The sequence below is a fragment of the Apilactobacillus kunkeei DSM 12361 = ATCC 700308 genome, from assembly GCF_001281265.1.
In the GTDB taxonomy this organism is placed as follows: domain Bacteria; phylum Bacillota; class Bacilli; order Lactobacillales; family Lactobacillaceae; genus Apilactobacillus; species Apilactobacillus kunkeei.
Genome location: NZ_JXDB01000001.1, coordinates 26,033 through 38,121 on the forward strand (window position 1 = coordinate 26,033; position 12,089 = coordinate 38,121).

The window sequence follows — 12,089 nt, forward strand, 5'->3', positions numbered from 1 at the left end:
TTTTTAGTTATATAAACTATATACGCTTAATAGGACTGAAATGATTAAATTAATCAAGATGATGGTAAAACCAAGTGTCCCGTTTACAACTAGAATAATTCCTAAAATGAAAACAATGATTCCAATCACAGCGTTGATTAACCAATCCTTTTTCCAGAAAAATAGCACGATTTCAATCAGGGTTAAAATGGTAATTAACCATAATACTGTTAGTGAAAAGTCAGTCACGTACAAGTCTGAAATATCTTTGATGGTGATAATTAGCATGTAGACGGTCATCAAAAGACTGATGGCAGCTAGCACACCTTTTGTAGTTTTTTGCATTTGTATTCAACTCCTGCCTTTATTTTAAAGGTCGAAGGGATGCTTGTAAAACTAAAATAAAAAAGAGCTCTATGCGAGCTCTTTTTTATTAGCTTTCACCGTTAACAAGATATTCTGGTGAGAATAGTTGTTTAACTTTTTCAGGAGATAAAATATGGTTTTGGATTAATAGGTTTGGAACAGTTTCGTGTTTCTTGGTGGCTGTCTTGATAATTTCGGTGGTCTTGTTGTAACCCAAGATAGGAGATAGAACTGTGGCGGTTACAGCTGATTTACGAACGTCATCTAGACATTGTTTAACATTGACGTCGATACCGTCTAGGCAGTGGTCTACTAATGTCTCGATTGCGCGTGCTAAGTGAACTTCGGCGGTTAGGATTCTCTTGAACATGATTGGTTCAAAGGCATTTAGTTCCAATTGACCGGCTTCTGAAGCGGCAGTGACTGTGGCGTCAAAACCGATTACTTCAAAGGCGACCTGGTTCACGACTTCTGGGATAACAGGGTTAATCTTGTTAGGCATGATGGATGAACCGGCTTGGCGTTTTGGTAGAATTAATTCATTCAAACCCGATTGAGGGCCGCTACCAAGTAGACGTAAGTCGTTACTGAACTTGGATAAGTCAACGGCCAATGTTTTTAAACTAGAGGAGAATGCGACGAAGTGATCTGTGTTTTGAACAGCGTCGATTAAATCTTCATCCTGTTTTAGGTCGAGACCGGTAATCTTGTTGATTTCATCAACAATGTGATCACGGTAGTACTTAGTGGTGTTGGTTCCAGTACCGATGGCAGTTCCACCCATGCTGACAGTCTTTAGTTCGTTTTCAGCGCTGTTGATTCGTTTTAAATCACGACGGAATAATGAAGCGTAAGCATGGAATGTCTTGCCGTAGGTAGTAGGAACGGCATCTTGAAGCTGGGTTCGACCTAGTTTAATAGTGAACTGGAATTTCTTTGATAGTTCATCTAGGATTTCGATTAGTCGATTAATTTCGCTGGTTAACTTTGGTAAACGTTTAATCATTGCTAGTTTACCAGCGGTTGGGTAGGTATCATTAGTAGATTGTGCCTGGTTAACATCATCGTTTGGATGAATGAAGACATCAGGGTGTAATTTCATTGCGACATTGGCAATTACTTCATTTACGTTCATATTTGTGGAAGTTCCGGCACCACCTTGGATGGCTGGAGTGATAAAACTCTCTGGTGATGGGTGCTCAAGCAAGTAGTCACAAGCATCTACAACTGTGTTATATTTTATAACATCTGTCGCTTTGGCACCATAATTTGCGGTAATTGAAGCTTTTTTGATTTGAATGTAGCTTTCAATCAAAAGCGGGTCAACTTTCTCTTTTGTAATCGGGAAATTCCTTGCGGCTCTAAGGGAATGAATTCCATATAAAGCATCATCAGGAACTTCTAGTTTACCAACACAATCTTTTTCGATACGCATAAAAACATCTCCTAAATAGTTATATGTTATAAAATGTTACATTAAGTATAAACTAAATATTTAATTAGTCAAATGAAACATATAAGATTGTTTCACATGAAATAAAACGCCCCTAGAAAAGCTCTAGGGACGTTAGTTTTAACCAACGGAATCTTCCATTTGGTAATCAATTAATTTATTTAATTCCATTGCGTATTCCATTGGAAGTTGATTTGAGAAGGGTTCAATGAATCCCATGATAATCATCTTAGTTGCCTGAGCTTCGGATAAGCCGCGGCTCATTAAGTAGTATAGGTCAGTTTCTGAAATCTTTGAAACCTTGGCTTCGTGTTCGATTTCGGAATCACCATTGTAAATATCATTGTGCGGAATGGTGTCACTCATTGAATCATCATCCATGATGATCGTGTCACATTCGATATGTGATTTGGAGTAGTGAGCATCTTCAATCATGCGAATTGTTCCACGGTAGTTACAAGTTCCACCGTCTTTACAGATTGATTTTGATACCACGTTGGATGAGGTGTGAGGAGCATGGTGCCTCATGATGCATCCGGTATCTTGGTAAATATCACCGCTTGCAAATGCGATTGATAGCATTGTTCCGTTGGCGTAGGGGCCATTCAAATCGATACTTGGGTACTTCATTGTGACCTTGGATCCAAGGTTTCCGTCTACCCATTCCATTGTCGCATTTTCATCTGCGGAAGCACGCTTGGTTTCTAGACTGTAAACATTGTCTGACCAATTCTGAATGGTGGTGTAACGACAAAAGGCGTTCTTCTTCACGAAGACTTCGACGTCGGCTGCATGCAAACTATCTTCTGAATAGTTAGGTGCGGTACAACCTTCGACGTAGTTTACACTGGCATCTTCATCAACGATGATTAAAGTCCTTTCGAATTGACCGGTTCTACCGGCGTTGATTCTAAAGAATGCCTGGATTGGAATCTTGGCATGGACACCCTTTGGAACGTACAAGAAGACACCACCAGACCAAACCGCTGTGTTTAGTGCAGCGAATTTGTTCATTTGAGGCGTAACTAGTTTACCGAAATATTCCTTCACTAAATCAGGGTGTTCTTTTAATGCCGTATCAGTATCTGAAAAGATGATTCCCATGTCGGCGAATTCTTTTTTGATGTTGGCATAGACAGCTTCTGATTCGTATTGAGCTTCGGCACCCGCTAGATATTTACGTTCTGCTTCGGGAACCCCAATTTTTTCAAAGGTATTCTTAATATTTTCTGGAACATCGTCCCAACTACGTGATACTGAATCGGTCGCTCTTTGGAAATATCTTATTTTGCTTAAGTCGAGATCAGATAGGTCGGGACCAAATTCAGGCATGGGTAGTTTTTGGAAGATTTTAAAAGCATTCAAACGAATATCTAACATCCATTCTGGTTCATGTTTTTGTGCTGAGATTTCGCGGACGATATCTTCAGTTAAGCCATCACCGGTTGAAAAGACGGGTTTGACGTCGTCTTTAAAGCCGTATTGATAATCATCATTTAAGTGTTGGATTGATTTATCGATTGATATCATCTCCGTTAATTAATTGATAAATTGCTTTGAATGGAAGCATGGCACATTTAATTCTGATGGGTAAGTGCACGACGGATTTAAAAGCGACTAAATCACCTAACAGTTCTTCGTTGTAATGCTCGTGTGTCATCATTTTGGACATGTTTAAAACGAGTTCATTGATTTGATCAGCGGATTTATCTTGAATTGCTTCTAGCATCATCTGAGTGGCACCCTTACAGATAATGCAGCCGTCGCATGATACTTGTAGGTTCTCTATGTTGGGGTTCTTTTCATCAGCTGCCATCGAAATATTATCACCACATGTGGGATTAGTTAGATGGACGTCTGAATCAAACTGATTATTGTTAGGGCACTCACTAGCTTTTTGCATGATGATGCGTTGATAAATGTTACTTAGATCCATTGAAAAATTCCTTCATTTCGTTAATACAGTCGACTAGTCGATTGCATTCTTCAATCGTGTTGTAAATGTAGAGACTAGCGCGTAAAGTCGCGTTGACTCCCAGCTTGTGGGTTAGTGGTTCGGCACAGTGTTGACCAGCTCTAACGTCGATATTCTTAGAGTCCAGGAAGGTTGCAGCGTCGTGTGGGTGAATATTGTCGACGTTAAAAGAGACGATTCCAGTTTGACGCTTAGTTGGTCCATATACTGAAACGCCGTCTAAAACATTAAGTTGGTCATATAGGTATTGACCTAGTTTCTCACATTGTTTCTGAACGTTAGTCATTTTAAGTTCTTTTAGATAAGAAATTGCAGCGTCTAAACCGATGACTCCCTCGATGTTGGGAGTGCCGGCTTCTAGACGGTATGGAATATCTTTGACCTTGTGGTCGGTAGTTGAGACTGATTCAATCATCTCGCCGCCGACGCGGGGGATATCCATGTTTTCTAGTAAATCTTGTTTACCGTATAAAACACCGATGCCGGTTGGTGCCATCATCTTGTGTCCGGAAAAGGCTAACCAGTCAATTGGTGTTTTTTGCACATCGATTGGTAATTCGGGAGCAGCTTGCGCACCGTCGACTAGAATGTCAGCACCGTGTTCATGAGCCAATGTCGTTAGTTGATCAATGGGATTGATGTTTCCTAAGACGTTGGAGACGGCGGTGACTGCCACTAGTTTGGTTTTGTCTGAAATGATTTGGCTAGCGGCATTTAAGTCGAGGTTAGCATCTTCATTTAGCGGAATGAATTTTAAAGTTGCGCCGTTATTTTTCGCAATCTTTTGCCAAGGAAGGAGGTTACTGTGGTGTTCTGCGATTGAAACCACAATCTCGTCACCTGCTTTGATGTGCTTTGCATAATATCCGTTAGCGATTAAGTTGATGCTATCGGTGGTACCAGCAGAAAAGACGATTTCTTTTGCGCTGCCGGCATTAATGAATGAGGCAATGTTTTTTCTGGATTGTTCAAACATTTCAGTCGTTTCCCCGGCATGAGTGTAGACGCTTCGGTGCACGTTGAAATTGTGATGAGTGTAAAAGTTGCTGATTGCGTCAATGACGTACTTTGGCTTTTGAGTCGTTGCAGCGTTGTCAAAATAAATCATATCTGAGTGCTCTTTGAAGATGGGAAAGTGATGACGAATGTTTAGACTATCCATGAATACGCTCCTCTAGGTTATTTAATAGGTGTTCTTGAACTGATTTATCGGGGAATTTCTCAATTAAAGGTGTCAAGAATCCGCGGGTTAATAGGAAACGAGCGGTTTTGGCGTCAATTCCCCTTGTTTTTAAATAGTATAGCTGTTCGGGGTTAACTTTACCAACACTCGCAGCGTGACCGGCAACCACATCGTGATTGTCAATCAAAAGAATTGGGTCAATTTTCCCCTTACTTTCGGGACTTAAAGTTAATAGTCTACTGATTTGATCTGAATCAGAATCGCTAGCTTCCAGCTTAATTTGACCGGTAGTATCGTAGACAGTCTTGGATTTATCGGCGACGATACCACGTTGTGATATTAAGCCACTCGTATTGGGACTTTTATTGATAATTTTGGTTTGAACTACTTGGTTTTGGTTTTGATCGGATAGACTCACTAGGTTAATTCTAGCGGAACTGCCCATACCATCGAGGTCAATATTGCTGTAGTAGCGACTGTCACCATGATTAAATAGACCGACGTAAGTCTTTAAGTTGGCGTTTTGTGCTAAGTAAGCATTTAAAACGCGGTGAGATTTTTCGCTATTAGTCATTGCAGCGTCATAGAAGGAGACGTTGGCGTGATCGCCTAGTAATACTTCAATCATTAGGCGGTCGTTTTTAGGTTGTTGTTTTGAATCCTTGTAGGTAAATGAAACTTCACTTCCTGAAGCAGCGATAATTAGGAGGTGTTTTTCCTGCATGTTGTGATCGACTAAGTCGGAGATGTCGATTGATTCATCAACGCAGACATCTTTAGGGATGAAAACAAACCCACCACTTTGTAGATACGCAAGATGGTTCGCATTTAATGCGTTATCACGCCAATAAATTGCTTTTTCCATCAGGTTTTCTTGGATTAGTTCTGGAAACTCGTTTGCAGCGGCGAATAAGTCCATCATGATAATTCCTAAATCTTGTAAGTTTTTAGGTGCTAAGTTTTGCGTATCTATTGAACGGGGGTTAAGTTCTGGGGATTCAAAGTGAAACTTGCGAAGTGGTGCGGGGACCCTCATCGTATTCTTCATGTCGTTTGCGACAATGCGTTTAACGGTTAACCATTGTGGTTCGTTATGAGATAGGGCAAATTCTTGAACTGACATACTCATTATTCATCCACCAGCTTTACGTCGATGCCTAATTGATCACGCAATTGGGCGTAACCGTTTTGTTCTAGTTGTTCAGCTAGGTGATAGTCACCGCTGGTAACTACGCGACCACCCATCATAACGTGAACGACATCTGGTTTAACGTAACGTAAGATACGGTTATAGTGGGTGATGATAAGTGAAGAGAAGTGATTGTCTCGCATGTGATTGATTCCCTTTGAAACAACTTTTAAGGCGTCGATATCTAGCCCAGAATCGATTTCATCTAGGATTGCTAGGTTGGGTTGAATCATCATCATTTGCAGGATTTCGTTTCGCTTCTTTTCACCACCGGAGAAACCTTCGTTAAGGTATCTATCGGTGTATGATTCGTCGATATCCAAGAAGTTCATGACGTAGTCTAGGCGCTTCATGAAGTCTAAAACAGATACTGGTTTGTCAGCCACCGCATTCATTGCGGCATGAATGAAGTCGACATTTTTAATCCCGCTGATTTCGGTAGGGTATTGCATACCAATGAAGAGACCCAAACGGGCACGTTCATCGGTTGCCATGTTGTTTAATTCTTTGCCATCAAATGAAATGGTTCCCTCAGTAATTGAATACTTGGGAGAACCCATGATGGTTTGAGAAAGAGTCGACTTACCGGTTCCGTTGGGGCCCATGATGACATGGACTTCACCGTCGGGGATGGTTAAGTTTAGTCCCTTGATGACTTCTTCATCGGTTTCGTTGATTTTAACGTGTAGGTTTTCAATTTTTAACACAATAATCCTCCTAGTGAACTAACTTGTCCCAAAGTACGACCTTCTTTTCTTCAAGGGACTTTGGAACATTGATAATTCTTTGGTTAGCACTACCGCGGAATTGAAGAGTTAAATCTTTTTGGTCTTCCATGAAACGACCATCAACTAGGATGTCAATCATTGAAAGTAGTTTTAATTTGTCATATGAATCTTTTAGTAGTTCATCGAATGTGTAACCTGACCATGACCAGATGTCCTTGGTGTGGCCGAATTCTTCTCTAACTCTTTTGCATAAACGAAGGCAAACTTGAGTATTCAAGAATGGTTCTCCACCCAATAGGGTAAGACCTTGAACGTAATCTTTTTTCATATCTTCGATGATTTGGTCCTCTAAATCTTGTGAGTAAGGTTGTCCGTAATGGAAGTTTTGTGAGGCGACATTATAACAGCCGGGGCATAAGAACTTGCAACCAGAAACATAGATACTGCAACGGATTCCCTCACCATCAACGAAGTTAAATGGCTTATAGTCAGCAATATATTGTTGGCTTAAGTCTTTTGCAAGCCATTCCTTAGGCTTTGGATTGTTTGGCTGTCTCTTCATGTGCGACACTTTCTACCATTCCTTTCGACATATTCTTTTGACGTGATGAAATTTCAACGTGACGACCGTGAACCATTGGACGTGCTTGAGGGTTACCTAAGTAACCACAAGTTCTCTTAACAACGTCACAGTACTTAGGATCGTGGTTACCACATTGAGGACATTTGAAACCACGGGCGGTAGCTTCAAATTCACCCTTGAAACCACACTTGAAGCACTTATCGATTGAAGTGTTGGTACCTAGGTAGCCAACGTGGTCGTATGCCCAATCCCAAACGGCTTCTAGTGCCTTAGGATTTTGCTTTAGGTTAGGGTATTCACAGTAGTGAATGAATCCTGCTGAGGCGAAGTGAGGATATGCTTCTTCAAATGTTAGTTTTTCAAATGGGTTAGGACGTTTTCTAACGTCGTAGTGGAAACTGTTAGTGTAGTATTCCTTATCGGTGATGTCTTTAACCTTACCGAATTTTTCGATATCATCTTGAGCAAATGTATCGGTTAATGATTCGGCTGGAGTTGAGTATAGACTGTAGTGGTATCCACTTTCCTTACTCCATACACGGCATAGACGGTTTAGTTCAGCAACGACGCTGACAGTGAAGTCATGGGCTTCTTGATTTGCTTCCCAATCTGGACCAAAGAAGGCGGTACCGACTTCGTATAGTCCAATGTAACCAAGTGATACTGTAGCACGTTCGTTTCTGAATAGTTCGTCAACGCTGTCAGTTGATTTTAGACGTTTACCAAATGCACCATACTTGTATAGTAGTGGGGCGTTATCTGGTTTAGCTTCCTTAGTTCTTTCGATACGGTATGCCATGGCTTGGTGAACGATATCTAGCTTTTCTTCAAAGATGTGCCAGAATAAGTCCATGTCCCCCTTGGCCAATAGTGCGATACGTGGAAGGTTAACGGTCACAACACCTAGGTTCATACGACCAGCGTTTACGGCCTTACCGTTTTCGTCAGTCCATTTAGGTAGAAATGATCGACAACCCATAGGTGCCTTGAAGTCACCGGTGATTTCACAAAGCTTGTCGTACATCAAAATATCAGGGTACATACGCTTGGTAGCACATTCGATGGCTAATTCTTTAACGTCATAGTTTACGTCGTTAGGGTTTAAATTTAAGCCTTTCTTCAATACATAGATTAGCTTAGGGAAGATGGCAGTACGACGTTCTTTACCAAGTCCTTTAATACGAATTCTTAGGATGTCCTTTTGAATTTCTTTTTCAATCCAGTTAGTACCTAGACCGAAACTAACAGTGGTGAAGGGCGTTTGACCTTGTGATGAGTAAAGGGTGTTAATTTCGTATTCTAGTGATTGCATAGCATCGAAGATATCCTTCTTAGTACGATCTTTAGCGTATTCTTCGCGCTTGTCTTCTTCGACCCATTTAGAAGCGGTCTTTAGGTGCTTCTCGTAATTAATTTCGGCAAATGGTGCTAGTACTTGATCGGCACGGTCGAATGATAGACCACCATATTGTAGGGATGCAACGTTGGCGATGATTTGAGAAACTTGAGCAGTCGCAGTTTGGATTGAGCGAGGTGATTTGACTTCGGCGTTACCAATCTTAAAACCGTTATTCAACATTTCTGCAAAATCAACTAAGCAACAGTTGGTTTCAGGAGTTGCTGGTGAGTAGTCTAAATCGTGCCAGTGAATGTCACCTCTAAGGTGAGCTTTGGCAACTAGTGGAGGTAGCATTTGAAGACCGATGGCCTTGCTGGCAGCCCCCGCTTCTAGGTCTCTTTGGGTGTTAAAGACGTTACTATCTTTGTTGGCATTTTCGTGAACAACACGGTCGTAACGGTTGAATAGTTGGTCGATTCGAGCCTTTACATCGGTTGCTTTCTTGAATTTTTCAATGTCTTTTTGTTCATATTTTAAGTATTGCTCTTTAGCATCTAAGAAATCATTTTCTTCCAGAAATTGAATGATGAAGTCATGAATATGACTTGAGGTAATTTCTTCTTGATCCTTAGTAAATAGGTTCAAACGTTCAAAGAAACGCTTGTTATCTTCCTTACTAATACCCAGTTGATTTAGTACAAAATCAATCTTGTATTTATAGAATTTGGTCTTGTCACCAGAATTCTTTATAACGTTTAAATGGGCAAAAGTTTTATCAAACATTATATCAGTCCTATCCTTAAAATATACACTATAACTTGTGTCTAAAATAATGTTAACACGCATATATAGTGTAAAAACATTCTTGAATGTAAATTTGAATAGTGCGTACTGAATGATTATAATAATTTAATTTTCTCATAATACGTAGTGATGAGTGATTTCGCATTTTTTTGTCGAACATTTTTGGAATTTTGTCTAAAAATGTTCAAATTGAATACTTACATATCGTGCCCAAAGTATTGATATACTAACGTTTAATAAGTAAAATCCGAATAAAAAAGAACTTCTTTATTGAAGTTCTTTTTTATTATCTTTTTTATAGATCAAGATAAATTTAAACTGGAATAGCAAAATTATGATTAATTCAACGCTAACCACCCAAATAGTCTTGGTATGTAGGAATATCGATAATATACTTGCTTCGAACGCTCCACATAAGAAACTAAATACTAAGCCACTATAATAAATTAATTTAGTTTTAAATTCATCATCTTTGGTTTTTAAATATAAGAATAAATTATTCATTGTCTTTTGCAGGTTTCCAGTACTAAACATGTTGGAATAACCCAATCCTGACATTGTATTAAATGTTGAAAGTTGAAGAGCGGTTGTTAGAGACATGGAAGTGGTAATGACTAGTTGGGGAACGTTATGTTTTAAAAAACCAACTATAATGCTCAGAGTTATTTCAATTATTAGAATGTAAACTTTCCAATAGTTTAATTTATATTTATCGAGATTATGATGAATCCAGTTAGCTAATAAAATACCAAATGAAAAAGCGATAACTGGCAAAATACGTTCTAAAAAGTGACCAAAGTTGAATTGTGTTAACGCTAAAGCAGATAAAATTAAATTACCGGTTTGGGTACTAGCGAATATCCCACCGTGTTCTATGTAAGTGTAGGCATCTAGGCATCCTCCAATTGAAGTAAGAAAGAATGCAGTGGAAATTTTTTCGCCAAAATGAGCGGGATGAGGCGCATCCATAATGTTGACTCCCTTTCATTAAAGTAATAACTTATACATAAATGTTACTACTTTATTATTTTTTAATAAACAAGATTGTTTCATCGGGGGAGAATGATTTATTTGAATTATTTAATTGCATTGTTTTTGATGATTGCATTTGCGAAAATTTTCGGACTAATTGCATCAAAAATACATATTCCAGAAGTAGTCGGACAGATTTTCGGGGGAATCATCTTAGGACCTTCATTTTTAGGATTAATTCATCGTCAGGATGTAGTCGTCTCATTAGCGGGACTTGGCGCTGTTCTTTTGATGTTTGTAGCTGGACTCACTTGTGACGTGGACAGGTTAAAAAAGTATTTCGGCCCTGGATTGGTTGTTGCTTTCATGGGAGTCATATTCCCGGTAGCTTCAATTTACTTTGTATGTCGATACCTTCAAGTTTCATTAATAGAAAGTGCTTTTATTGGTATTGTATTTGCAGCAACATCTGTTTCAATTTCGGTTGCTGTGCTAGAAGAGATGAATGAATTAAAATCTTCAGCTGGAACCACAATTTTAGCGGCAGCCGTTGCTGATGATATTATTTCTATCGTTTTACTGAGTGTGGCAATTCCACTTCTAGGAATTGGAAGAGGGCATGGTAATTCCGATGCACTATTATTAATTGTTTTACAAGTTATATTTTTTGTATTTCTATGGTTATGCTATAAAGTAGTCACCTTATTGATCGATGTCTTAGATTTAAGTCCACAAAAGATTGGATTATATTCATTTTTATTATGCTTATTCCTATCTGGAACCGCCGAAATGGTTAAGTTAAGCGCAGTAACCGGGGCATTTTTTGCTGGTTTGATATTTAGCAAAACAGAATTCCAAAAACCACTTACATCAAGGTTAAAAGGGATGGGAGGACTGCTAGCAGTTCCAATCTTCTTCGTCAGCATTGGTGTGGAAATGCAGGTGACAGGAATATTAAAAAATGGTTGGTTGTTTGTAATTTTAACTTTGTTAGCAGTAGTCACTAAATTCGTAGGTGCATTTATCGGTGCGAGAATTAGTAGAATTGACAAGTTTAATTCCGCAGAAATTGGTGCAGGAATGATTAGTCGAGGAGAAGTTGGAATCGTTATTGCTCAAGCAGGATTAGCCAGCCACTTTATTTCTACTAGCTATTATTCGACTTTGATTGCAGTGATTGTAATGACAACCATCATAGCTCCTTTAATCTTAAAACCCGTTGTATTGTTAAAACGAAAGTATAAAAATTAATGTCGGCTTGAGCCGACTTTTTTATGGTAGATATGAAAGTAACACTATAACTAAATCAATGACCAATGCCGTTAATATCGCAAAAATTAATGCATATAAAGGCAGACTTTTATCGTCACCGAAAAAATTCATGTGTTTTATTCTCTTATCAAAAGAATTTGTTAATCGTATGCATGATTTTTTTAAATCTACTTTTAATTGATTGTCGATCATTCTGCAGTATTTGCATTTTAGCTGATTGAAAAATAAATTTCCGCAGATTGGGCA

The 12,089-nt window shown here is 39.1% G+C and carries 11 protein-coding genes; 1 reads left to right on the forward strand and 10 read right to left on the reverse strand.

Annotation, left to right across the window (positions count from 1 at the left end; genetic code table 11):
- Window positions 1-3 precede the first annotated feature (3 nt).
- The 10 genes from RZ79_RS00115 to RZ79_RS00160 all read right to left on the reverse strand — a co-directional run bounded on the left by RZ79_RS00115 (window position 4) and on the right by RZ79_RS00160 (window position 10,568).
- The gene (locus RZ79_RS00115; RefSeq protein ID WP_041152663.1) at window positions 4-324 is read right to left on the reverse strand and encodes a hypothetical protein; all 321 of its coding nucleotides are present in this window, start codon (window positions 322-324) and stop codon (window positions 4-6) included.
- An 88-nt stretch (window positions 325-412) separates the two neighbouring features.
- A complete protein-coding gene (locus RZ79_RS00120; protein ID WP_054449482.1) occupies window positions 413-1,780 on the reverse strand; it encodes an aspartate ammonia-lyase in 1,368 nt (455 codons plus the stop codon).
- Window positions 1,781-1,918: 138 nt separating this feature from the next.
- Complete coding sequence (gene sufB, locus RZ79_RS00125; RefSeq protein ID WP_054449483.1) at window positions 1,919-3,328, reverse strand: Fe-S cluster assembly protein SufB; 1,410 nt, start codon at window positions 3,326-3,328, stop codon at window positions 1,919-1,921.
- On the reverse strand, window positions 3,312-3,734 hold the full coding sequence (sufU, locus tag RZ79_RS00130; RefSeq protein ID WP_034530657.1) for a Fe-S cluster assembly sulfur transfer protein SufU: 423 nt from the start codon (window positions 3,732-3,734) through the stop codon (window positions 3,312-3,314). The genes sufB and sufU overlap by 17 nt, the downstream gene beginning before the upstream one ends.
- Complete coding sequence (locus RZ79_RS00135; protein ID WP_054449484.1) at window positions 3,721-4,935, reverse strand: aminotransferase class V-fold PLP-dependent enzyme; 1,215 nt, start codon at window positions 4,933-4,935, stop codon at window positions 3,721-3,723. The genes sufU and RZ79_RS00135 overlap by 14 nt, the downstream gene beginning before the upstream one ends.
- The gene (locus RZ79_RS00140) at window positions 4,928-6,085 is read right to left on the reverse strand and encodes a SufD family Fe-S cluster assembly protein (RefSeq protein ID WP_053794947.1); all 1,158 of its coding nucleotides are present in this window, start codon (window positions 6,083-6,085) and stop codon (window positions 4,928-4,930) included. Before RZ79_RS00140 ends, RZ79_RS00135 begins: the two co-directional genes overlap by 8 nt.
- Window positions 6,085-6,858: a Fe-S cluster assembly ATPase SufC gene (gene sufC, locus RZ79_RS00145; RefSeq protein ID WP_034530660.1), complete on the reverse strand. Its 774-nt coding sequence runs from the start codon at window positions 6,856-6,858 to the stop codon at window positions 6,085-6,087. Before sufC ends, RZ79_RS00140 begins: the two co-directional genes overlap by 1 nt.
- A 4-nt stretch (window positions 6,859-6,862) precedes the next feature.
- A complete protein-coding gene (nrdG, locus tag RZ79_RS00150) occupies window positions 6,863-7,435 on the reverse strand; it encodes an anaerobic ribonucleoside-triphosphate reductase activating protein (protein ID WP_034530661.1) in 573 nt (190 codons plus the stop codon).
- Window positions 7,404-9,578 (reverse strand): anaerobic ribonucleoside-triphosphate reductase, encoded by a 2,175-nt coding sequence (gene nrdD, locus RZ79_RS00155; RefSeq protein WP_054449485.1) that lies wholly within the window; start codon window positions 9,576-9,578, stop codon window positions 7,404-7,406. The genes nrdG and nrdD overlap by 32 nt, the downstream gene beginning before the upstream one ends.
- A gap of 288 nt (window positions 9,579-9,866) precedes the next feature.
- The gene (locus RZ79_RS00160; protein ID WP_034530663.1) at window positions 9,867-10,568 is read right to left on the reverse strand and encodes a YoaK family protein; all 702 of its coding nucleotides are present in this window, start codon (window positions 10,566-10,568) and stop codon (window positions 9,867-9,869) included.
- A 102-nt stretch (window positions 10,569-10,670) separates the two neighbouring features.
- Between RZ79_RS00160 and RZ79_RS00165 the strand changes: the two genes are divergently transcribed.
- Window positions 10,671-11,822: a cation:proton antiporter gene (locus tag RZ79_RS00165; protein WP_054449486.1), complete on the forward strand. Its 1,152-nt coding sequence runs from the start codon at window positions 10,671-10,673 to the stop codon at window positions 11,820-11,822.
- The last annotated feature ends 267 nt before the right edge of the window (window positions 11,823-12,089 follow it).

Bases quoted from the DNA above. Each gene is read 5' to 3' on its own strand.
- RZ79_RS00115 (WP_041152663.1), bottom strand. From the start codon at position 324: ATGCAAAAAACTACAAAAGGTGTGCTAGCTGCCATCAGTCTTTTGATG.
- RZ79_RS00120 (WP_054449482.1), bottom strand. From the start codon at position 1,780: ATGCGTATCGAAAAAGATTGTGTTGGTAAACTAGAAGTTCCTGATGAT.
- sufB (WP_054449483.1), bottom strand. From the start codon at position 3,328: ATGATATCAATCGATAAATCAATCCAACACTTAAATGATGATTATCAA.
- sufU (WP_034530657.1), bottom strand. From the start codon at position 3,734: ATGGATCTAAGTAACATTTATCAACGCATCATCATGCAAAAAGCTAGT.
- RZ79_RS00135 (WP_054449484.1), bottom strand. From the start codon at position 4,935: ATGGATAGTCTAAACATTCGTCATCACTTTCCCATCTTCAAAGAGCAC.
- RZ79_RS00140 (WP_053794947.1), bottom strand. From the start codon at position 6,085: ATGAGTATGTCAGTTCAAGAATTTGCCCTATCTCATAACGAACCACAA.
- nrdG (WP_034530661.1), bottom strand. From the start codon at position 7,435: ATGAAGAGACAGCCAAACAATCCAAAGCCTAAGGAATGGCTTGCAAAA.
- nrdD (WP_054449485.1), bottom strand. From the start codon at position 9,578: ATGTTTGATAAAACTTTTGCCCATTTAAACGTTATAAAGAATTCTGGT.
- RZ79_RS00160 (WP_034530663.1), bottom strand. From the start codon at position 10,568: ATGGATGCGCCTCATCCCGCTCATTTTGGCGAAAAAATTTCCACTGCA.